This is a genomic window from Arcanobacterium pluranimalium, assembly GCF_016907845.1.
Lineage (GTDB): Bacteria > Actinomycetota > Actinomycetes > Actinomycetales > Actinomycetaceae > Arcanobacterium_A > Arcanobacterium_A pluranimalium.
The window spans coordinates 1,637,732-1,658,832 of the sequence record NZ_JAFBCS010000001.1 but is presented as its reverse complement, the minus strand read 5'-3'; the positions used below and the strand labels follow the sequence as shown (position 1 = coordinate 1,658,832).

The window sequence follows — 21,101 nt, the reverse complement described above, 5'->3', positions numbered from 1 at the left end:
AGTTTTTAGCGTGAAATAGAGCTTGAGCTGATTTGAATGTCCACTGCCGGACGCAAGCTCTGTAAACTGTGACTATGGCTCAACAAGATTTTGCTCATCTTCACGTTCACACCGATTATTCAATGCTTGACGGCGCGGCCAAAATCAGCAAGCTAGTTAATGAGGTCGTGGCGCAGGAGCAGTCTGCGGTGGCGATCACCGATCATGGCTATCTTTTTGGAGCTTTTGAATTTTGGAAAGCCGCGAAACAAGCTGGTGTGAAGCCGATTATTGGCATCGAAGCATATATGACGCCAGGCACTTCTAGGTTTGATACCACCCGAGTGAAATGGGGTACGCCTGCGCAATCTGCAGACGACGTTTCAGCGCGTGGTGCGTATACGCACATGACTTTGCTCAGTGAAAACAACACTGGTATGCACAATCTGTTTAGGATGGGGTCTTTAGCCTCCTTAGAAGGGCAGATGGGCAAATGGCCGCGCATGGATCGGGATCTTTTAGAGACTTATCATGAGGGGTTGATCGGTACCGCAGGGTGTCCGTCGGGTGAAGTGCAAACGCGCCTGCGGTTGGGGCAATACGATGAGGCGCTTCGGGCTGCAGGCGAGCTTCAAGATATTTTTGGGAAAGAGAATTTTTTCGTTGAAGTGATGGATCACGGCATCGAAATTGAGCGAAAAGTACAAAAGGAGCTCATTGCACTTGCTCATCAAATTGGCGCACCAATTATTGCGACGAATGATTCACACTATGTGAAGAAATCCGATGCCAAGATTCAAGATGCGATGTTGTGTATCAACTCTGGTTCAACTTTGATGGATCCGGATCGTTTTCGTTTCGACGGCGAAGGCTACTATCTGCGTTCTACCCAAGAGATGCAGCAATTATTTGCTGATATTCCGCAGGCTTGCTCCAATACTTTGCTCATCGCCGAGCGGTGCAACGTCAATTTTGAAACTACTGCGGACGGTGCGAACTATATGCCGAAGTTCCCTGTGCCACCTGGTGAAGACGAAACATCGTGGTTTATACGAGAAGTTGAAAATGGCCTGCATGAACGCTTTGGCGAGACGATACCGGATCACGTGCGCCAACGTGCAAATTATGAGGTAGAAGTTATCGTCAATATGGGATTCCCAGGCTACTTCTTAGTGGTTTCGGACTATATTAAGTGGGCGCGGAATGAAGGAATTCGCGTAGGCCCTGGCCGTGGTTCTGGTGCAGGCTCTATGGTTGCTTATGCACTTGGTATTACCCAACTTGATCCGATTCGCCACGATCTGCTCTTCGAGAGATTCTTGAACCCAGAACGCGTTTCAATGCCTGATCTTGATATCGACTTTGACGACCGTCGTCGTGGGGAAGTGATTGAATACGTCGAGAAGAAATATGGCAAAGACAAAGTCTCCCAGGTAGTTACGTTCGGTACTATCAAGTCGAAACAAGCGCTTAAAGATTCAGCGCGCGTACTCGGCTATCCTTTTGAGATGGGCGATCGACTCACTAAAGCCATGCCGCCCTCGGTGATGGGTAAGGATATTCCAGTCAATCAGATCTACAACAAGGAACATCCACGCTTTGCCGAAGCTAGTGAGTTTCGCGCTGTGGTGGATAACGATCCTGATGCGAAAAAAGTCTTTGATTTGGCATTGGGATTGGAAGGCTTGGTGCGGCAAACAGGCATGCACGCCTGTGCGGTGATTATGTCCTCGGCTCCGCTCACGGATGTCATCCCAATTATGAAGAACGCCAAGGATGGTGCCATTCTTACTCAGTTCGAATATCCGCAATGCGAAGAGCTGGGTTTGATCAAGATGGATTTCTTGGGGCTTTCTAACCTCACGATGATCAACGACGCTTTGCGTAACGCTGCAGAAAACGATAAGAATCCACCTAATATCGACGAAATTGAGCTCGACGATAAAAAGACCTATGAGTTGCTAGCACGAGCTGAAACGCTCGGAATTTTCCAGCTTGATGGTGGCGGCATGCGCAGCCTGCTCAAGCAGATGAAAATGGACAATTTTGCCGATATTTCTGCTGTTTCTGCACTTTATCGACCTGGACCAATGGGAGCGAACTCCCATATTAACTACGCCTTGCGCAAGAACGGATTGCAGAATAAAACTCCGATTCATCCCGAACTTGAAGAATCACTTGAGGAGATTCTTGGACAGACTCATGGATTGATCGTTTACCAAGAGCAAGTTATGCGTATTGCTCAAAAACTTGCTGGCTTTACGCTCGGACAAGCAGATATTTTGCGTAAAGCTATGGGTAAGAAGAAAGCAGAAGTTCTGCAGCAACAGTTCGAGGGATTTTCGGCGGGTATGCGTGCCAACGGTTATTCGCAACAGTCTATCGATACTCTGTGGGAAATCCTCGTTCCATTCTCGTCCTATGCCTTTAATAAATCGCATTCTGAAGCCTACGCTTTGGTCTCGTATCAAACGGCATTTTTGAAGGCGCATTTCCCGGCAGAATTTATGGCTGCTCTGCTCACTTCCAATACTGGTAAGAAAGATAAAGTGGCCACTTATTTGGCTGAATGTCGTCGAATGGGGATCGCAGTTCTCGTTCCAGACGTCAACGAATCGCGGGCAGATTACTGGGCTGTTGGTGAGGAAATCCGCGTGGGACTGTCTGCGGTGCGAAACGTGGGTTCGAACGTCGTCGATGGAATCATTTCGGCGCGCGAAGAAAAGGGCGCATTCACATCTTTCCAAGATTTCTTGGATAAAGTTCCACTTCAGGTATGTAATAAGCGGGCTTTGGAATGTCTGATTAAAGCGGGTGCTTTTGACAGCATGGGCTACACGCGGCGTTCACTACTGGGAATTATTGAAGAAGCAGTTGACTCGGTCGTTTCCGTCAAACGCAATGAGGCCGCAGGACAGTTTGACCTCTTTGGCGACTTAGGCGCAGATAATTCTTCTGGCTTCGAGGTGTCGGTACCAGATATTCCAGAATGGGATAAGAAACAAAAACTCAATTTTGAACGCGATATGCTCGGACTTTATGTTTCAGATCACCCATTGTCTGGTTTGGAACCATTCTTGAATCGCAACTCTGATACCACAGTTGTTGAGCTGTTGGATAATGAGTCTTTAAGTGATGGCGCATCCGTGGTGGTAGCGGGCATTATCAGCTCGGTACAGACGCGCATTTCGAAGAAGAATGGCAAAGCGTGGGCAACGGCAATCGTGGAAGACCTTACCGGATCAGTGGAAGTGAATTTCTTCCCCGCGACGTACCAAACTGTTTCATCAATGCTTTTGCAAGACTCGGTGGTGTCGGTGACGGCGCGCGTCTCGATTCGTGATGGTGCAATTTCGCTTAACGCTCGTGAAATGAGTATGCCTCCAACTGATATCGATGCCGATTTGCCGATCGATATTCATATTGCCGAACGGATGTGCACATCCGAGTTGATGGAGCGTTTCAAACAATTACTTGCGCAGTATCCGGGTACTGCACCGGTGAGAATGCATATCAAACAGGCCAAAAAGACGACGATTGTGCAGCTTGATGCGCGGTATAGTGTGTCTGCGAGCCCAAGTTTGTATGGTGACTTGAAAGTATTGCTGGGGCGTGACTGTATCATGGGACACTAAATTCGCGCACAGGGCACTAAAATCGCGCTTCGGGCAGTGCCCTGAACTGGTTCAGTTTACCCTGGTGGCACGGCTAAAAAGCGGGCACGAGTTAGGCGTGTTCCGGTAGCAAAGCCGTACTGATCATAATTGCACATAGTGGGGGGGAAGCATATTTTATGCTTCCCCCCACTAGCTAAGGATCTTTCAATGAAGATTATTCACTGACTACTCGAATAGCTGTGCCATTGCCGAATCTATCTTCAACTCGCACTTCATCGCCATCTGAGAGTTGATGGGTACGGCGCATTTCCAGCTCACCATTGACGTATACGTACCCCTCAGTAATCAAACTGCGAGCTTCAGCGCCGTGTTCAGCGAGCGACGCCAGCTTGAGAAATTGCCCGAGTTTGATGGGGAGACGTACCGGAAATTCTTCCATACCACATTCACCTTATGAGTTCGTTTAGTTTTTTGCTTTTTCGCCGCATGCAGCGCATTCTCCGTAGAGTTCTACGGAATGAGTGACGCTTGTGAAGTTGTGATCATCGGCGATAGCAGCTGCCCATTTTTCAACTGCATCACCTTGAATATCTATTGTTTTACCGCAGGTTCGGCACACAAGGTGATGGTGGTGCTTTTCTTCTGAACAGTAGCGGAAGAGCTGTACATCCGAGCCTTCTTGGCGCACTACGTCAACAGAACGAATTTGAGCAAGGGCTTGCAAATTGCGGTATACAGTGGCCAAACCGATATTGTGTCCACTTTGCCGGAGTAGATCGTGAAGATCTTGTGCCGACAAAAAGTTGCTTTGAGAGCGTAGCAGCTGCATGATTGCGGCGCGCTGCTTGGTCATTCTCTGCATGTTTCCTCCTATGAAGAACTGATAACGCCTAATGTTCTTCGTTAAGAAGGATATTAGCGCAAATTCACTCACCAGTGGTCAGTAGTTCTGTATTTTGGCACGCTGAGGGCGAATTCGTCGCCTCTTTGTGCGCCACAACAACATCAGAATCGAGCAGTTGGTGAGGTTCTGCTACGCGGTTCTGATGGAGCACAGAAACGATTGTAGGCCTGATAATAGCTACTATCAAGTAAAGTCCGACGGCGATGAGGATGATCGTCGCGCCCGGGGACCACGGTTTGACGTAAGTGATTGTGAGTCCAATCACGCTGACTGTAACTCCAATAGCCATAGCAATAGTCATGGTGGCTCGGAAAGACCGGGTGATCATCTGGGAAATTGCTACTGGAACGATCATTAGAGCTGAAACCAACAGAGCGCCAACCACCCGCATCGCAACCGAAACGGTGAGTGCAGCCGTCACTGAAATCAAAACCGACAGCAAGGCAACCGGAAGTCCTGAGGCACGTGCGAATTCGGCGTCGTGACACAGAGTAAAAAGCGCTGGTTTCAAGCCAATTCCCACCGCAATAATAAAAAGCGTCAAGCCTACCGTGAGCCACATATCCAGTTGCGTAACTGTAGAGATTGACCCGAAAAGATACCCGTTGAGATTTGTTGTGGTACCGCCGGCAATACCAATGAGCAATACGCCTCCGGCAATGCCTCCGTAGAAAAGCAAAGCGAGAGCCACATCGCCTGAGGAGTTGGCTCTGCTGCGCATCCATTCGATGAGCAGTGCGCCGATCACCGAAGCCATAATCGCGCCAGGTACAGCCCAAGCGTCGCGGTTTGCTGCTTGAGCTGCGCCAGCACCGATCCATCCCAGGGCGACGCCGGTCAGTGCGACGTGTCCGATGCCGTCGCCAAGCAGTGTGAGCTTGCGTTGCACGAGATAGGTTCCGACGATTGGGGCAGCCAGACCCACAAGTACAGCAACAATCAGTGCTCGCTGCATCAAAGTAGAGGAAAGCATATCGATAATCATGGCAGTTGCCCTCCTAACTCGGGAGCGCGAAAGGATGGCTTATTATTCTCGTGAGGATGCTGGTGGTCGTGTGCTGGGTGGCCGTGTTCTGCGCGTCCTACAAACGTTTCAGGTACGCCTTGAGCAACGATGCGACCGTGTTCAAGCATAATTGACTCATCGATGAGGTCTTCTAGCCCATAGAGCTCATGCAGCACCAGAACGAGCGTGACGCCGTCGTCTTTGAGCTGGTAAAGCGTAGAAATAATACTTTCGCGGGACTCTTTGTCGATTCCAGCAAAAGGCTCATCAAGAAAAAGTATCTTCGGGTTTTTCACGAGAGCCCGGGCGATGAGAACTCGTTGTTGCTGCCCACCGGAAAAAGTTTGTACCGATTCTTTGGCGCGTTGTGCCAGTCCGACTAGCTCGAGCGCCGCCAGAGCGCGCGCTTTGGAATCTTTGGGTAACCGCAGCGAACCGCCATAAACGAGACCACTTTCCACGGTTTCTAAAGCAGTAGCTGGTACGCCTGCAGCTGCGGTGATTCTTTGCGGTGCGTAACCAATATCTTTCCACGACACCTTGCGGCTGCGGCCAAGATCTGCGCCGATAAGCCTGATGTTGCCTTGTGAATGTGGAATTGCGTTAACAAGCGCTCTAACGAGGGTTGATTTGCCTGATCCGTTTGGTCCGAGGATGGCAAGTGTTGTTCCGTTGTCAACATCAAAATTTATCCCGCGCAGGATGTGTGCGGCGCCCAAGGTGACGTGGAGGTCACGCACTTCAATAATCGAGTTGGTCATGGGTCTCCTTCGTGTGTTATCCCACGAGTCGTTGCTGCTTGGCAGGTGTTGCAGCTGAAAATCGGCATACCGCATATTTCGCACTAGCTGCGAAATATTGAGATACCAATGATGCGCTGGTTACTGATAAATCGTATCAGTAACCAGCGCATCATCGACGGTTATGATTTTTACTTGCAGCTCATGGAATCAGAAAGCAGCTTGAAGTTCTGCTTCATAACATCCATGTAGTCCTTGTTCTTGTCACGCTTCGTGGCAGCTGGATCGAGAACCTGAACCTTGGCCCCAGTTTCATTTGCAACTGAATTTGCCGTCTTCATCTCCTGATCCGAGGTGGTGAAGATCGTGTTGACGTGATCGCGGGCAACGATTTCTTTAATTTGCGCGATACGTGCCGGTGATGGTTCGAGGTCAGGATCGAAGGAGGCAATGCCGATTTGCTTGAGATTGTTCTCTTTTGCCAAGTATCCGAATGCGAGGTGTGTGACGACGAATGAGCGAGTTCGACACTGTTCTTTAGCTAGCGTTGCTTTGAAATCTGCTGCGAGTTTGTTGAGCTCATCAGCGATCTTCTTAGCATTGTCTTTGAACTTATTGGCATTCTTTGAATCGAGCTTTGCAAGTTCGTCTGCAATCACTGGCGCTGCCTTAGCAAGGCGGCTTGGGTCAGTCCAGAAGTGCGGATCGTTCACGCCGTGATCGTGACCATGTTCGTCGTGACCATGTTCGTCGTGGCCTTCGCCGTCGTGGTCATCGTGACCAGCTTCATGATCGTTGTCGTCGTGACCCTTGGCGTCGTCTTTGTGCTCGTCTTTGTGGTCGGCGTCGTGGTCATCGTGACCAGCTTCATGATCGTGATTGTCGACTTTCGCCTTTGGATCGACGTTTGGCAACTGCTCAGAAACAGCAGCAATTTCGGTACGTGGCAGGAGCGAGACGGATTGTCCAATCTCTACCGACTTTTTGATCTTTGCGGTCTTGATCGCTTCGTCAATTGACGGAGACATCGTTGCAAGGTAGATCACTAGATCGGATTTTTCCATGGCTGAGATCTCTGCTGGAGAAAGTTCGGCACCGTGGGCATCAGATCCAGGAGGTGTGAGGTCGTTGACCTTTACGGCATCGCCGCCGATTTTTTCAACAAGGTAGGTGATTGGGTAGAATGACGTGCTCACATTGAGCTTTGTGGAATCTTTGGAAGTTTCGCTAGATCCGGAACATCCGGCGAGAGCGAGGGCTGCAGCGCCAAAGATCGCTGCAAATTTTAATGATAATTTTTCCTTCATGCAAACTATTCTCATTAATTATATGGGGAGAGTCAAGCGGAAAGTGTGTGAGATTGCACCATTCTTTGGAAATATCATGTGCTAGTTTCGCAGCCCAATCAGCAGTTCCGTACAATCGAAAGCAGTAGCGCATAGTTCGCTCGCGTAAGTTTCTCATGTGTAACAGCATTGGCTAAGATACTGCGCAAATACGTTCGGCAACCGGATTCGGTGCTTGGACACTGCCACAGCCAGTGGTAGAAAATCACCGCATCATCCAGATGTGGACTCAACAAGGAGTGTATTTCATGGCAAAACCAGCGCCATCACGGTTGGATAACGTAATTTCTCTAGCAAAGCGCCGCGGATTCGTCTTTCCTGCGGGCGAAATTTACGGCGGAACTCGCTCCGCGTGGGACTACGGCCCACTCGGCGTCGAACTGAAAGAAAACATCAAGCGCCAGTGGTGGAAAGCTAATGTCACTGCGCGTGAGGACGTCGTCGGCCTTGATTCGTCCATCATCTTGCCACGTGAGGTGTGGGTCGCATCTGGGCATGTTGCAACTTTCTCGGATCCGCTCGTTGAGTGTACGAGCTGCCACAAGCGCCTGCGTGAAGATCAATTGATCGAAGAGTACGCAGCTAAGAAAGGTATTTCGGAAGACGAAGTGTCGATGGCTGATGTTCCATGCCCCAATTGTGGCAACCGAGGGACGTGGACCGAATCGAAGCCTTTCTCGGGCTTGCTCAAGACCTTCCTCGGGCCGGTTGACGATGAGTCTGGTCTGCATTATCTTCGCCCAGAAACAGCACAGGGCATTTTCGTCAATTTCAACAACGTGCTCACAACTGCCCGTCGCAAGCCACCATTCGGTATCGGCCAAGTTGGAAAGTCTTTCCGCAACGAGATCACGCCAGGAAACTTCATTTTCCGCACCCGTGAATTTGAGCAGATGGAGCTGGAGTTCTTCGTCAAGCCAGGGGAGGACGAGGAGTGGCACCAGTCCTGGATCGACGCTCGTCTCGAATGGTACAAGGACCTAGGCGTGAATCCAGAAAATCTGCGTCTCTACGAGCACCCGCAGGCTAAGCTCTCTCATTACTCGAAGCGCACGGTAGACATTGAGTACCGCTTTGGCTTCCAAGGTAGTGAGTGGGGCGAACTCGAGGGTATCGCCAACCGTACAGATTTTGATCTCTCGTCCCATTCTGAAGCTTCGGGCAAGAAACTCGAATACTTTGATCAAGCGACGGGTGAACGCTACACGCCGTATGTGATTGAGCCTTCAGCTGGTTTGACCCGCTCGATGATGGCGTTCTTGGTGGAGGCCTACACCGAAGATGAGGCACCAAATACCAAGGGTGGTGTGGACAAGCGCATCGTTTTGAAGCTCGATCCGCGCCTGGCGCCAGTCAAGGCTGCGGTTTTGCCGCTCTCGCGTTCCGAGCAGCTTTCGCCGTTAGCGCGTGAGATTGCTGCGAAGTTGCGTCGTCACTGGAATATTGATTTCGACGACGCCGGTGCGGTTGGTCGTCGTTACCGTCGCCAAGACGAAATCGGAACTCCGTACTGCATCACGGTTGATTTCGACTCGCTAGAAGACGACGCCGTCACCGTGCGTGATCGCGATACGATGGCACAAATTCGTATTCCGATCGCCGAAGTTGAGCAGTTCCTTGCCGGAAAGCTCATCGGCGCCTGAGGCAAGGACAATTTGTGAAGTTCTTCAAGAATGCGGAGGGCGCGGACGGTAACGAGCGCGCCCTCTCGCGTCCTGCTGTGCAAGCTGGAGATGTTCATGCTGCTCGTAGCCATTCACATTCGCACTCCCACTCGGCGCCACTCGATCTCGATCCGAAAGCGCGGAAGAAGATTGTGCGGCTACTCAGTGCAATCATTATCCCCATGGCGATTATCACTGTTATCGCCATGGTTGCATTATGGCCCTCAGCTGGTGAATCACGAGTCGGTACGCATCCGCTAAACGCTCCAGGCACATCGAAAGTAGTGGGAGAGATTTCGGCTATTGGCGCAACGGACCAAAACGGCCAAACGCCAGTAAAAATGAAAGTGGAAGGGGTAGAGGTACCCGTTAGCGTCCCACTTGAAATTGTTAACAACGGTTTGCGAGTTGGCGATGAGGTGCAAGCCCTTTTCACGCCAGACTCTATTAGTACTGGCACTGCCTACGTTTTTGTTGATTTTCACCGCAGCACGCCGCTCATTTTGATCGTTGTTATCTACGTATTAGTGGTGGCGCTGGTAGCACGTGGTAAAGGTCTAGCTGCTTTGGTGGGTCTTGCGGCTTCGCTCGCCGTCGTCGTTTTGTTCCTCCTGCCAGCACTGATGGCTGGTAAGCCAGCATTTTTAGTGGTTGCAGTGGGATCTGCCGCCATGATGTTCGCATCGATCTATTTCGCACACGGTATTTCGATTCGCACGACGACGGCGGTGCTCGGCACTTTCGCGGGCCTCATGATCACTGCTGTGGCAGCGGTTATCTCGATTGGAACTACCAAACTCACCGGTACATATAGTGATGCCGCAATATCACTCACTGGTTATTTGCCTGATGTGTCGATGCAGCAGATTTTGTTGGCAGGAATGGTGCTTGCGGGTTTGGGTGCGCTGAACGACGTTACCATCACGCAAGTTTCTACAGTATGGGAACTGCACGCTGCCAATCCGGCTGCAAGCCGTCAACAGCTTGTGCGGCAAGGCATGATCGTTGGCCGTGACCATATCGCATCCACTGTGTACACTCTAGCATTCGCCTATGTAGGAACAGCACTTCCGCTGCTCATGGCCGCAGCATTGATCGATCGCGGCTTCCTCGATTTCTTTGTAATTGGCGAGGTTGCAGAAGAAATTGTTCGCACGCTTGTCGCTTCAATTGGACTCGTGCTCGCCATTCCGATGACCACAGCTATTGCAGCCATTCTTGCTCCTGTTTCCCCAAGTAAAGTGGCAAAATCGTGATCAATATCGGGGAAGTAACATTAGGAACGCCGATGATGCTCTCGCCGATGGCGGGAGTGACGAATCCACCTTTTCGGCAAATCTGCCGAGAATTTGGGCAGAGAGGTGCCCAAAGTGCGGGTTATCAGGCAAGCGGTGGCAGAACCACTGGAGATATGGCTCCCGCAGGCTTGTATATCTGCGAAATGATCACCACAAGGGCACTGGTCGAGCGGATTCCAGAAACGCTCAATATGGTCAAACCTGATCAGGAAGACCCCGTCCGTTCAGTGCAACTCTACGGAGTACAACCGGCTACTACTGCTGCAGCTGTAAAAATACTCGTTGAAGAAGATCTAGCAGATCATATTGATCTCAATTTTGGTTGCCCAGTGCCTAAAGTGACTCGTAAGGGCGGTGGGTCAGCGCTGCCGTGGAAGCACGACCTTTATGAAGACGTCGTTAAATCGGCTGTGCGAGCTGCACAAACGGCCTCGCGTGGACGAGCACACGAAGTTCCAGTAACTGCAAAATTCCGCGTTGGTATCGACGCTGATCACGAAACCTTTCGCGATGTGGCGCGCATTTCTCGCAGTGCTGGTATTAGTGCACTGACCTTGCATGCCCGAACAACCGAACAGCACTATTCCGGCCAGGCCGATTGGGAGAAGATCGCCATCCTTAAGGAGATTTCCGATTTGCCAGTTTTCGGTAATGGTGATGTCTTTGAAGCACCCGATGCGCAACGCATGATGAACGAAACTGGCTGTGACGGCGTCGTTGTCGGTCGTGGGTGTCAAGGTAGACCGTGGATCTTCTTCGATCTTGCAGCGCATTTGCACGGTGCTAATCAGCAGTATCGCCCCGATTTGCGCGAAGTTGCCCAAGTGATCTTGCGGCATGCCCAGCTGTCGGTCGAGCATTTTCATGACGAACACCGAGCGCTGCGCGAAATGAGAAAGCATATGAGCTGGTATATGCGCGGTTTTTCGGTTGGCGGCGAAATTCGCCATCAACTTGGCTTAGTTTCTACACTGGTTGAACTCGAAGAACGACTCAATTCCTTAGACCTGGATCAGGAGTATCCGCAGGCCGCCAGTGGGCAGCGTGGCCGAGCAGGGAATCCAAAACGGCCACACTTGCCTGAATTTTGGCTTGAAAGTCACACGCTCAACAGTGCACAACAAGCTAAAATTCATGAAGCAGAGATTGGAATTTCTGGAGGCTGAGGGACTTGCAAACGCAGTACGAATCTTTTGACGTGGAACGGTGGGTGCCTGAGCCGCCTAAAAGCAATACTCGCACCGATTTTGAACGCGATCGTGCCCGAGTTTTACACTCTTCGGCATTGCGGAGATTAGGTGCGAAAACCCAGGTGCTCGGGCCGGAATCTGACGATTTTATCCGCACGCGACTCACGCATTCCCTCGAAGTTGCTCAAGTGGGCAGATCACTAGCGAAAATTCTCGGTTGCGATCCCGATATCGTGGAAACCGCTTGTTTATGCCACGATATCGGGCATCCTCCATTTGGACACAATGGCGAGCGTGCCCTCGATGAGATGCTCGCCGATATTGGTGGATTTGAGGGCAACGCGCAGACGCTGCGAGTGTTGAGCCGCCTCGAACCGAAACGTTTTCACCGCGATGGACGATCTGCTGGCTTGAACCTCACGCGCGCAACTATCGACGCCACGATCAAATACCCGTGGGCGCAAGGTGAGGGACCGGCGTCGAAATCCAATAAATTCGGCGCATACACCGACGACCTCAACGTCTTTCATTGGGCGCATGGGCAGCACGGACACCAAAGGTGTGTGGAAGCGCAGGTGATGGATCTTTCTGATGATATCGCCTACTCAGTGCACGATTTGGAAGACGCCGTAGTCCACAGTGCCATCACTAACTCGCGGTTTGCTAGGCCGCCGCTGGTCTTGGCTAATATGATGGCTGAACGTGAAGAGATCTTTGATTCAACAGTGAATTGGTATGGTCACAGTTCCTCAGTTGAAGAGCTCACGCAGGCCTTTGAACGGTTGTCACAGATGGATTCATGGCCGCGCGAATTTAATGGGACTTTGCGTGATCTAGCCATGCTCAAAGATCTCACCTCGGACCTCATCGGGCGTTTCGTGCGCGAGGTAGCCCGGGCCACGCTCGCCGAATATGGGACTGATCCGCTTATTCGCTACAATGCAAATATTGTGGTGCCTGAAGCAACGAAAGCTGAGATATTGCTGCTCAAAGGAATGGCGGTTCATTACGTCATGCAGCCGCGTGAACAAGAACCGGTATATTACACCCAGCGCACAATCCTCTTTGACCTCATGGACGCCATCAGTGAAAATCCCCGCGAACGCTTGGAGCCGATGTTTTTAGGGTTTTGGGATGAAGCTGGCAATGATGCTGAGCGCAGGCGCGTTATTGCAGATCAAATCGCCTCGTTGACGGATCAATCAGCGCGCCAGTGGCACGCGCACCTATGTGGGATGCTGCGCAATTAAGCCCGTGATTATGGCGCAACTAAGGCCGGCAATTATGGATAGAATACGATCATGGCAGGATTGATCAAGCGCGATATTATCGACGAAGTGCGTGAGCGCACGCGTATCGAGGATGTTATCTCAGAATATATCACGCTCAAATCTGCTGGAACTGGTTCTCTCAAAGGGCTATGCCCATTTCATGACGAAAAGACGCCGTCGTTCAACGTGCGCCCACACGTGGGGCGTTGGCATTGTTTCGGTTGCGGCGAAGGCGGAGACGCGATCTCTTTCGTGGAGCGGATTGAGCATATTTCTTTTGTCGAAGCGGTTGAAATGTTGGCTCGCAAGGCTGGTATTCATATCGAGTACGAAGAAGACTCGGCTCAAAATAACCGCAGTCGCCGCGGGGAACCGACGCGCTCGCGACTCGTTGATGCTCACCGTATTGCGCAAGAGTTTTATATGCGTCAGTTGCTAACTCCTGAGGGAAAAGCCGCGAAAGAAATGCTTTATGAGCGCGGTTTCGACGACGCTGTGATCGCTTCGTATCAGATCGGCTATTCTCCCAATACGTGGGATTCGCTTTTGAAAGAACTGCGCAAACGTGGTTTTACTGAGAAAGAAATTCTCGCTTCGGGGTTAGCGACGCAAGGCACGCGCGGTATCTATGATCGCTTTCGTGGCCGGGTAATGTGGCCGATTCATTCGATCACCGGTGATCCGATTGGTTTTGGCGCCCGCAAAATGAATAACGACGACGAAGGCCCGAAATACCTCAATACGCCAGAGACGAGCATCTACAAGAAATCGCAGGTGCTTTACGGTCTTGATCGGGCGAAAAAGGCGATTTCTAGCGATCGAAAAATTGTGGTGGTTGAGGGCTATACGGATGTGATGGCCGCACATCTGGCCGGAATCCCGCATGCTGTTGCCACTTGTGGTACCGCTTTTGGACACGAACATGTGAAAATTGCGCGGCGTTTATTGCGTGATACGCAAGGTCCGAGTTCCGGAGTTATTCTCCACACCGGTCAGAGCATGGGCGGGGAAGTTATCTTCACTTTCGACGGCGATGCTGCTGGGCAAAAGGCTGCGATTCGCGCTTTCCAAGAGGATCAGAATTTTGGGGCGCAAACATTTGTGGCGATTTCACCCGGTGGGCTTGATCCCTGCGATGTGCGGATGAAGTATGGCGACGCCGCAGTGCGCGAGATTATCGCATCGCGTGAGCCTCTTTTTGCTTTCGTTATTCGCTCTTTACTCAAAGACGTTTCCTTGCACACTGCAGAGGGTAGAGCTGCGGGTTTGCGCGCAGCAGCTCCGATAGTTGCATCGATTAAGGATCGGGTACTGCGCAGTGAGTACACTCGCGAACTCTCGGGTTGGCTGGGCATGGATGAAAATTCAGTGCGCATGTCGGTGGACGAAGCTCATAAATTATTGCGTGGCGCAACTGCTGCGATCAGTCAGTTTGCTTCCAATGATTCGCACGACGACGCCGTCGTAACACAAAGCCCCGCGCTCAAAGAAAAATCGCAGATCGTTGATCCTGTTGAGAAAGTAGAACGCGCTGCGCTTGAAATCGCAGTGCAACTGCCACGGATGGCGATGGAAGCGAATATTCAAAGTTTGCCGAGTCAGTCATTTATCGTTCCTGTGCATCGCGCTATTTTTGACAGAATAAGTGCCGTTGGCTCGGTGGGCAGGTATCAAGAGTATTTAGAACAGCTCATTGCACAGGGAATTGATCCTAATGTGGCAGAGAGTCGCGCCTGCTCATGGTATGTGAATCTGCTTATGGAAGATGCCAGTTCTGAGGTGCGACGTGCCATTGCGCAGCTGTCAGTTGAGCCGATCGCCGAAGATAGACCCTCCGATATGTGGCGTTATGTGCGCGGGGTGATGATGTCGCTGGTACGGCATGGCTTTATGCGGCAAATTGCTGAGGTGCGCGGTGAAATGCAGCGATGTGACGATCCAGCCCAGCAGGCAGCATTATTTGAGCGCCTCATCGAACTTGAAAAGCAGCGCCGACTCTTTGACGAAACGGATACGTAAAATCTTGCGTTATTAGCTTTCGTATTTCTCGGCAAGTTTGCGAATTGAATCGATGATCTCGAGCGGATTTTTATCTGGCTGTGAACCAGCGAGATAGCCGATTAAATAGGCCGTGAGCGGGGCACCTGGACGCGAGGGACCGTGCGCAACTGTGGAGATGAGCTTGAGCAGATCTTTTTGAACTGGAGCAAGAGTACCCACGCAACCGAGTTCGTTTTCAACTTCAGCGATCCAAAGGCGGAGGTTTTCCATCTTTTGTGGATCATCATGATGTGCCATTTGAGTTTGTCCTTTCAACAGTTTGGTTAGTTGTCTTGCGTTTAGCAATGCTGCGTTCATGCAGAGCTGAGATACCGATGGCCAGAAGATAAAGCACAATAAGTACTGCAGCTTGAATAGTCATCGGCCACGGAGAGGGGAGCGGATTTGCGATTGCGGCGAAGGTAAAAGCTATCACCACTGCCCAACGCCAGGCTTTGAGCATATTTCGGGAACTGAGCAGCCCGAGGAAGTTGAGCACCACCAGGATTTCTGGAATGAGGAATGAGAATCCAAAAGCGAGCACTAATCGGGTGTAGAACGATATATACGAATCTGCCCGCAGCAAGGTTAGAGCTTCAGGAGGGGTAAAAGACGCGAGAATTTCCACTGCGCGTGGGATCATTATGATCGCACTTGCAGCACCAGCAGCAAATAGAATCACCCCAACGAAACCGAACGCAACAAGATTTCGGCGTTCTTTTTTGCGTAATCCCGGTGAAATGAATGCAAAGATCTGGTAGACCCACCACGGGCTTGCCAAAATTGTGCCAATCCAAAACGACATCCGCAGTTTGAGGTCAAAAGCGGCACCGATCGTCTGGAAGTTGAGGCGAGCGCTATCGGCGTCAATCTCCTTGAGCGGAGCTTGAATCCACACTAAAACTGGATCGTACAAATACCAGCCTGCGATTGATGCCAGAGAAATACCAGCAATAGAGAGCAAGAGGCGTTTGCGTAACTCCTGAAAATGTTCGCGAATTGGCATAACACCTTCAGGATTTGAACGTTTTCGCACGGTCACCATACGAGATGAGCTGAACGAGTTCAGTTGTTGTTCTCGGTGGTGTTTTGGCTAGGTGGGTTTGGCTTGTCGTCCTCGGTGAGTTCTTTCATCTCTTTTTTGAGGATCTTGGCTGACTGACCGATTGAGCGAGCAATATCTGGCAACTTGGCAGCGCCAAAAACGATGATAATGACGAGAAGCAAAATGACGATGTGTAGTGGCTTCATTTTCTTTTCCTTCGATATTAGGGGATGGACTGAGTTCGAAAATCTTTATTCGGAGGTATTTTCAGTTTTCCAAGGTGGAGTTATCTTCCGATCGCTTTCACTGGTAGGCGTTGTAATGCTCGGACCTGGCTGATTCATCGGATTTGCTTGTTTCATCCATGCCTGCATTTCTTCTTGAACAGCGTCGCGGATGATTTGGCGTGGATCGAGTCCGCGCACGTCAAACTCCGAGAGATCAATTGATGGAACATAATTTTCTGCCCGCGATTCTTCGCGTAGACGAGCAGAAAACTGTTTCGCTTTCGTAACTCCATTTTTGAATACATGGAGGAATTGAGCGATAGACTTCGGCCCAAGTACGAGCAGTGCCACAAGTAGGATCACCACAAATTCTGTGCCTGAAATGCCGAAAAACTCCATAGCGTGAGTCTACCGCACGCTAATGTTGTTAAGTAAAACGAAAGTGAATATGTGACGTTCGTGTTCGCATTTTGTGATGTTTGTGTTCGCGTTTGCTGTCTGCGCGCCATAGGATACATACTCAGAGCGCAGGGCAGGTGGTAGCAGGATTCAGAGGCGACTTTAAAGTGCTTGTGTAGGTAATAGTGGAGTTGCCCACGATGCAGACGGAATCAGGGCACCCACGATGCAGATGGAATAACGCGGCGCTGTACAGGTGATAAATCGAGAATGGAACATAGCTAGGCAGTTGGAGGAGGGAGTAACCTTGAGCGATTCAGATCTGGTTCGACCGTTATTGCGATGGTTGTTCGCGCATGATTTACCGCAGACGGTAATTTTGACCTGCGCGCACTCCCATCTCGCGCGCAGTCCGAGAACAGTGCAAATCGTGCAGTGGAACGAGTGCATAGCCAGTGCGCCACTTGGTTTACCGGCTCAACTTCTTGCATTAGGTATTCAACACGTAAGCGTAGAGCAGTGCGAGCATGCAACTGCTGGTTCTGCCGAAAAAATTCAGCAGTGGATGGGACTCACTCCGGGGATGGTATCGCCGTTTCAGGGTTTTGGACGTTTCATGCGTCGCGGTGAGCAGGTACTTCGCTGCGGGAAGATTCCGCTTCCACGCCGAGTTCTATTGGGGCTTTCTGTTGCGGAAAAAACTCCATATTCTTTTGTTGGCGACGACGTAGATCGCACTGTGCGTTCGATTGAGTTACTCCGCGAGCAGGGGCGTCTGTCATCTCAGTCCACCCTCAGTGCTTCGCTAGGAGGGCATCGTCTCGGTATCACCACTTGTACTGGATGTGGAGTTTGCGCTCGTGCTTGCCCTAACGGTGCATTAGAAATCGTCCAACTGGACACTGCTAGTACAGTGATTCAACATCGAGATTTGTGCCGAGGTGATGAGCGGTGCGTGAGTTTATGCCCGGAGCAAGGAATATGGGTTGAGGGCGAGGTGGATTTGCGCGACCTTCTCGAAGACAACAGTGTTGAGCTATTTCAGGTCGCAACGTCTGCTTGTGAAAAATGTGGAGCTAGGCATCCACTTCATGAGGGTAATCTGTGTAAAATTTGCCAGTTTAAAGCGCGTTCACCTTTTGGATCTGTCACACTTGGGCACAATTGAGATAGTCAGTTGGCAATCGGGTTTAATTTCGATATAACCTAGGGGAGATGCCCCTGTAGCTCAGACGGTTAGAGCAGGGAACTCATAATTCCAGGGTCGCGGGTTCAAGTCCTGCCGGGGGCACGCTCGTCGGGTATGCATGCGCATACCCGACTTTTTATTTTCGGTTGGTGCCCGGGGGGGGGGGAGAGAGACCATGCCGATTTTGGTGCTCTTTTTGCAACATCTCGATATATATCGACTAGTTGCCAAAACAGCACCAAAAATTCATGTGTATATATTCAATCAAAACTGAGAAATTTCACAATCACAGTGATAGTCTTAATTGTGACGGAATGCATTGGAGATGAGACCGTGAAATGGTGTACGACCGAACGCTGTTTCTAGTTCTTTGAGGCATGGCGAAGGAACTCAAGATTTGTCTCATTCTCTTAATGTGTTCCGTCCTTTTATTTTGCGCCGATGCGAGTTTGTGGGATTGGTGGCGAATGTGGATCCGGTGCTGCGCACTTTGGCTGTGGCATAGTTGCTTTGAGGTCGATAGGCTTGGCCTAGCGTCTAACATCTTTTGAATGGAATGAGTGAAATTTATGACTGAAGCGGATAACGCTGAAAATAACGCCAATTCTCGAGCTGAAAATAGTGGCGTAACTGCCGAATCTCCATCTTCGGTTGGAAAGCTTTCTGCTCAAGATATGCAGAAGTTGAAAAAAGCTCAACGGAGGAATTTCATTTTCGCTCTAGTGCTTGGGCTGATATTGCTCGTTTGTGGATACTTTGCCGGCCAAAAATTCAGAGAAAGTAGCTCACATTCATCTAGCCCTGCCATAAGTGTAACCTTTGAGAATGACCAAAACGAGGTGGGTAACGGTGCTGGGATTTAATAAAGGTATGGATCGTGAAGCAACAGAATTGTGCAAAGCGGCTGGAATCCGGCCGTCTGCCGCATGTGAGGTTGTGCGTGACGGCGGACGGCGATGGCTAGCGATTTCGCCTGCAGCCTTAGCCATTCTCGGTCCTGGAGAACAGGCGCAGCTTATTGAATGGTCAGATTTTGCGCATGCTGCCTGGGAGGATTCGCAGCGTCTTTTGACGTTGACGTTTATTGATCCAGCTTTGCCGCAGATGCGTTTTGAGTTGGTGGAAAACTATAGCGAGAATTTTGTTACCGCAGTTCGTGAACGGATTGATCGCTCAGTTGTGTATCAGCAGTTCGTTGAACTCACCTCGGGCGTGATCGCACGCGGTCAGGTGCGGAGAAACTCTGATGAAACTCTCTTTACTCAGATTCTTGTTGACGGTGAAATTCACGATAAAGATCGAGATGAAGAACTTTTGCGCGAATTGGAGACTGAGCTCCGGGAAGCTGTAGGTCTCTGACCTCGCAGATATAGGAGCAGATATTAGCTAGAACACAGGGTATTTGCAGGTGATGACCGTCACACTGGCGAAAATAAGCCGAAAAATGGTGGTCGTGGAATTCGCTTTCGCTCAAAAATTTGCTAAAGTAATTCAAGTCGCGATCCCGCGTAGCTCAATGGCAGAGCATTCGACTGTTAATCGAACGGTTGTTGGTTCGAGTCCAACCGCGGGAGCTTGAGAGGCCTCTGATAGTAATATTGGAGGCCTTTAATTATTAGTTGTGGAATGTCCAACCTGCCTGTGACAATAGTAGGTGGAAAACAACTTATCAATCTCATGTGAGGATAATGAGCAATGACTTACCGTGACATTCGAATCGTTGGCGATCCTGTTTTGCGTACAGTTTGCGCCCCGATCACTGAAATAACTCCAGGTATTCGTCAGCTCGTTGATGATTTGATGGAAAACGTGAATGAGCCTGGGCGAGCAGGCCTGGCGGCAAATCAGATCGGTCAATCGTTCCGGGCGTTCTCGTGGAATATCGATGGGAAACGTGGCTATATCCTCAACCCGGTGATTGTTGAGCTCTCTGAGGACGAGTATCAAGACGGCGACGAGGGTTGCTTATCCGTTCCTGAGCTTTGGTATCCATGCAAGCGTGCATGGTATGCAAAAGCCGAAGGTGTCGATCTTGATGGCAATAAGGTTGTTGTTGAGGGTGAAGAGATTTGGGGTCGACTCATTCAACACGAGGTTGATCATCTCGATGGGCACTTGTACATCGACCGTCTTGAGCGAGCCGAACGTAAAAAGGCACTGAGAGAAATCCGCGAAAAAGGTTTCTGATGTCGGATAAGAGCGTTCTTCTCGTTGCGGGATCATCTGGTTTTATCGGTTCCGCTTTCGTCAAGAGCGCTCTTTGCCGTTATTCGCAGGTCAGATGCCTTACTCGAAACAGTCAAGGCCACGTCCCACAGGAAGGTTCTCGGCTTCCTGTTCGGTGGGATCCTGGGCAGGGAATGATCGACCCGCAGGCGATAGCAGGTGCCAATGTGGCTGTGTGCCTCAATGGTGCGCACATTAACCGGATGTGGACCAAAAAATATCGTGAAACGCTGTGGCAATCGCGTATATCATCGGTTCGGACTCTCGTTGATGGGATTGCAAAAGTCCCGGAGCAACAGCGTCCGCGAGTGCTGTTGTCTGGATCTGCCGTCGGATATTACGGTTACGACGCCGATCAGCCCGTTTCCGAAGACACTCCAGTAGGTAATGGCTTCCTGTCCGAGTTATGCCAAGCGTGGGAATACGAAGCGAATCGTGCACGAGAATACGGAGTGCGTGTGGTTAATATTCGCACTGGTCTTGTGATGCATCCTAGTGGTGGGCTTTTAAAGGCAATGACGGCGCTATTTAAGCTCGGCTTGGGAGCAAAAATAGGTTCAGGTGCTGCTTGGATGCCCGTTATTTCGCTTCAAGACTACATTAGGGCGATACATTTTTGCATTGAGCATAGCCAGATCTTCGGACCGGTAAACTTTTGCGCACCTCATCCGGTGCGCAACGCACAGTGGACTGAGCATATGGCTGATTTTGTGCGCCGACCAGCAATCTTAACAGTTCCAAAGTCGATAATTCGCTGTGGTCTTGGCCAGATGGGACGAGAGACGATTTTGGCATCGCAGCAAGTTGTGCCAGATGTTTTGCTGAAGAATGGGTTTGTGTTTGAGTCTACGAATTCAATGGAAATATTTTCCTCCTTTCAGGAGAAACACTCCGAAAAGTGACAGTGCGTTAAACAAATAGCTAGAATGAAGTCATCACAGGATCCTCAAGGTGGGTGTT

The 21,101-nt window shown here is 50.5% G+C and carries 20 protein-coding genes and 2 tRNA genes; 13 read left to right on the top strand and 9 right to left on the bottom strand.

Features of this window, described 5'->3' with window-relative positions:
* The first annotated feature begins 74 nt into the window (after nt 1–74).
* Nucleotides 75–3,614 carry a DNA polymerase III subunit alpha gene (gene dnaE, locus JOD55_RS07170; RefSeq protein ID WP_204399348.1) on the top strand — a complete coding sequence of 1,180 codons (3,540 nt, stop codon included), beginning with the start codon at nt 75–77 and terminating at the stop codon, nt 3,612–3,614.
* Nucleotides 3,615–3,810: 196 nt separating this feature from the next.
* On the opposite strand, the gene JOD55_RS07165 is transcribed toward dnaE, so the two are convergent.
* The 5 genes from JOD55_RS07165 to JOD55_RS07145 all read right to left on the bottom strand — a co-directional run bounded on the left by JOD55_RS07165 (nt 3,811) and on the right by JOD55_RS07145 (nt 7,553).
* A complete protein-coding gene (locus tag JOD55_RS07165; protein WP_204399347.1) occupies nt 3,811–4,035 on the bottom strand; it encodes an RNA-binding S4 domain-containing protein in 225 nt (74 codons plus the stop codon).
* A gap of 24 nt (nt 4,036–4,059) precedes the next feature.
* A complete protein-coding gene (locus JOD55_RS07160; protein WP_204399346.1) occupies nt 4,060–4,458 on the bottom strand; it encodes a Fur family transcriptional regulator in 399 nt (132 codons plus the stop codon).
* 64 nt (nt 4,459–4,522) lie between these two features.
* Complete coding sequence (locus JOD55_RS07155; RefSeq protein WP_204399345.1) at nt 4,523–5,485, bottom strand: metal ABC transporter permease; 963 nt, start codon at nt 5,483–5,485, stop codon at nt 4,523–4,525.
* A complete protein-coding gene (locus tag JOD55_RS07150; protein ID WP_204399344.1) occupies nt 5,482–6,267 on the bottom strand; it encodes a metal ABC transporter ATP-binding protein in 786 nt (261 codons plus the stop codon). Before JOD55_RS07150 ends, JOD55_RS07155 begins: the two co-directional genes overlap by 4 nt.
* Nucleotides 6,268–6,437: 170 nt before the next feature.
* Nucleotides 6,438–7,553 carry a metal ABC transporter substrate-binding protein gene (locus JOD55_RS07145; RefSeq protein ID WP_204399343.1) on the bottom strand — a complete coding sequence of 372 codons (1,116 nt, stop codon included), beginning with the start codon at nt 7,551–7,553 and terminating at the stop codon, nt 6,438–6,440.
* A gap of 287 nt (nt 7,554–7,840) precedes the next feature.
* Here JOD55_RS07145 and JOD55_RS07140 point away from each other — a divergent pair, with 287 nt between their 5' ends.
* Genes JOD55_RS07140 through dnaG form a run of 5 tightly spaced genes read left to right on the top strand, consistent with a single transcriptional unit; the run spans nt 7,841 to nt 15,034 of the window.
* Nucleotides 7,841–9,235: a glycine--tRNA ligase gene (locus JOD55_RS07140; RefSeq protein WP_204399342.1), complete on the top strand. Its 1,395-nt coding sequence runs from the start codon at nt 7,841–7,843 to the stop codon at nt 9,233–9,235.
* Nucleotides 9,236–9,249: 14 nt separating this feature from the next.
* A complete protein-coding gene (locus JOD55_RS07135; protein ID WP_338022222.1) occupies nt 9,250–10,512 on the top strand; it encodes a YibE/F family protein in 1,263 nt (420 codons plus the stop codon).
* A gap of 5 nt (nt 10,513–10,517) precedes the next feature.
* The gene (gene dusB, locus JOD55_RS07130; RefSeq protein WP_204399740.1) at nt 10,518–11,720 is read left to right on the top strand and encodes a tRNA dihydrouridine synthase DusB; all 1,203 of its coding nucleotides are present in this window, start codon (nt 10,518–10,520) and stop codon (nt 11,718–11,720) included.
* A 5-nt stretch (nt 11,721–11,725) separates the two neighbouring features.
* Nucleotides 11,726–12,994, top strand: coding sequence for a deoxyguanosinetriphosphate triphosphohydrolase (locus tag JOD55_RS07125; RefSeq protein ID WP_204399341.1), 1,269 nt, complete (start codon nt 11,726–11,728; stop codon nt 12,992–12,994).
* Between the two features lie 51 nt (nt 12,995–13,045).
* Nucleotides 13,046–15,034, top strand: coding sequence for a DNA primase (gene dnaG / locus JOD55_RS07120; protein WP_204399340.1), 1,989 nt, complete (start codon nt 13,046–13,048; stop codon nt 15,032–15,034).
* Nucleotides 15,035–15,046: 12 nt separating this feature from the next.
* Here dnaG and JOD55_RS07115 read toward each other — a convergent pair whose 3' ends face one another.
* From JOD55_RS07115 to JOD55_RS07100, 4 genes are read right to left on the bottom strand one after another with little or no spacing between them, the layout of a single operon-like run.
* Nucleotides 15,047–15,313 carry a DUF6457 domain-containing protein gene (locus JOD55_RS07115; protein WP_204399339.1) on the bottom strand — a complete coding sequence of 89 codons (267 nt, stop codon included), beginning with the start codon at nt 15,311–15,313 and terminating at the stop codon, nt 15,047–15,049.
* Complete coding sequence (gene tatC / locus JOD55_RS07110; protein ID WP_204399338.1) at nt 15,300–16,061, bottom strand: twin-arginine translocase subunit TatC; 762 nt, start codon at nt 16,059–16,061, stop codon at nt 15,300–15,302. The genes JOD55_RS07115 and tatC overlap by 14 nt, the downstream gene beginning before the upstream one ends.
* Nucleotides 16,062–16,120: 59 nt before the next feature.
* The gene (gene tatA, locus JOD55_RS07105) at nt 16,121–16,306 is read right to left on the bottom strand and encodes a Sec-independent protein translocase subunit TatA (RefSeq protein ID WP_204399337.1); all 186 of its coding nucleotides are present in this window, start codon (nt 16,304–16,306) and stop codon (nt 16,121–16,123) included.
* 45 nt (nt 16,307–16,351) lie between these two features.
* Complete coding sequence (locus tag JOD55_RS07100) at nt 16,352–16,726, bottom strand: twin-arginine translocase TatA/TatE family subunit (RefSeq protein ID WP_204399336.1); 375 nt, start codon at nt 16,724–16,726, stop codon at nt 16,352–16,354.
* Nucleotides 16,727–17,033: 307 nt separating this feature from the next.
* On the opposite strand from JOD55_RS07100, the gene JOD55_RS07095 reads away from it, so the two are divergent.
* The 7 genes from JOD55_RS07095 to JOD55_RS07065 all read left to right on the top strand — a co-directional run bounded on the left by JOD55_RS07095 (nt 17,034) and on the right by JOD55_RS07065 (nt 21,043).
* The gene (locus JOD55_RS07095; RefSeq protein ID WP_204399335.1) at nt 17,034–17,894 is read left to right on the top strand and encodes a 4Fe-4S dicluster domain-containing protein; all 861 of its coding nucleotides are present in this window, start codon (nt 17,034–17,036) and stop codon (nt 17,892–17,894) included.
* Nucleotides 17,895–17,943: 49 nt separating this feature from the next.
* Nucleotides 17,944–18,017 (top strand) — tRNA-Ile (locus JOD55_RS07090).
* Nucleotides 18,018–18,475: 458 nt separating this feature from the next.
* Nucleotides 18,476–18,778, top strand: a complete 303-nt coding sequence (locus JOD55_RS07085) for a hypothetical protein (protein WP_204399334.1) — start codon at nt 18,476–18,478, stop codon at nt 18,776–18,778.
* Nucleotides 18,741–19,274 carry a hypothetical protein gene (locus tag JOD55_RS07080; protein WP_204399333.1) on the top strand — a complete coding sequence of 178 codons (534 nt, stop codon included), beginning with the start codon at nt 18,741–18,743 and terminating at the stop codon, nt 19,272–19,274. The genes JOD55_RS07085 and JOD55_RS07080 overlap by 38 nt, the downstream gene beginning before the upstream one ends.
* Before the next feature lie 143 nt (nt 19,275–19,417).
* A tRNA-Asn gene (locus tag JOD55_RS07075) sits at nt 19,418–19,489 on the top strand.
* A 121-nt stretch (nt 19,490–19,610) separates the two neighbouring features.
* The gene (locus tag JOD55_RS07070) at nt 19,611–20,102 is read left to right on the top strand and encodes a peptide deformylase (protein WP_204399332.1); all 492 of its coding nucleotides are present in this window, start codon (nt 19,611–19,613) and stop codon (nt 20,100–20,102) included.
* A complete protein-coding gene (locus JOD55_RS07065; protein WP_204399331.1) occupies nt 20,102–21,043 on the top strand; it encodes a TIGR01777 family oxidoreductase in 942 nt (313 codons plus the stop codon). The genes JOD55_RS07070 and JOD55_RS07065 overlap by 1 nt, the downstream gene beginning before the upstream one ends.
* Nucleotides 21,044–21,101: the final 58 nt, after the last annotated feature.

Bases quoted from the DNA above. Each gene is read 5' to 3' on its own strand.
- dnaE (WP_204399348.1), top strand. From the start codon at position 75: ATGGCTCAACAAGATTTTGCTCATCTTCACGTTCACACCGATTATTCA.
- JOD55_RS07165 (WP_204399347.1), bottom strand. From the start codon at position 4,035: ATGGAAGAATTTCCGGTACGTCTCCCCATCAAACTCGGGCAATTTCTC.
- JOD55_RS07160 (WP_204399346.1), bottom strand. From the start codon at position 4,458: ATGCAGAGAATGACCAAGCAGCGCGCCGCAATCATGCAGCTGCTACGC.
- JOD55_RS07155 (WP_204399345.1), bottom strand. From the start codon at position 5,485: ATGATTATCGATATGCTTTCCTCTACTTTGATGCAGCGAGCACTGATT.
- JOD55_RS07150 (WP_204399344.1), bottom strand. From the start codon at position 6,267: ATGACCAACTCGATTATTGAAGTGCGTGACCTCCACGTCACCTTGGGC.
- JOD55_RS07145 (WP_204399343.1), bottom strand. From the start codon at position 7,553: ATGAAGGAAAAATTATCATTAAAATTTGCAGCGATCTTTGGCGCTGCA.
- JOD55_RS07140 (WP_204399342.1), top strand. From the start codon at position 7,841: ATGGCAAAACCAGCGCCATCACGGTTGGATAACGTAATTTCTCTAGCA.
- dnaG (WP_204399340.1), top strand. From the start codon at position 13,046: ATGGCAGGATTGATCAAGCGCGATATTATCGACGAAGTGCGTGAGCGC.
- JOD55_RS07115 (WP_204399339.1), bottom strand. From the start codon at position 15,313: ATGGCACATCATGATGATCCACAAAAGATGGAAAACCTCCGCCTTTGG.
- tatC (WP_204399338.1), bottom strand. From the start codon at position 16,061: ATGCCAATTCGCGAACATTTTCAGGAGTTACGCAAACGCCTCTTGCTC.
- tatA (WP_204399337.1), bottom strand. From the start codon at position 16,306: ATGAAGCCACTACACATCGTCATTTTGCTTCTCGTCATTATCATCGTT.
- JOD55_RS07100 (WP_204399336.1), bottom strand. From the start codon at position 16,726: ATGGAGTTTTTCGGCATTTCAGGCACAGAATTTGTGGTGATCCTACTT.
- JOD55_RS07080 (WP_204399333.1), top strand. From the start codon at position 18,741: ATGACCAAAACGAGGTGGGTAACGGTGCTGGGATTTAATAAAGGTATG.
- JOD55_RS07070 (WP_204399332.1), top strand. From the start codon at position 19,611: ATGACTTACCGTGACATTCGAATCGTTGGCGATCCTGTTTTGCGTACA.
- JOD55_RS07065 (WP_204399331.1), top strand. From the start codon at position 20,102: ATGTCGGATAAGAGCGTTCTTCTCGTTGCGGGATCATCTGGTTTTATC.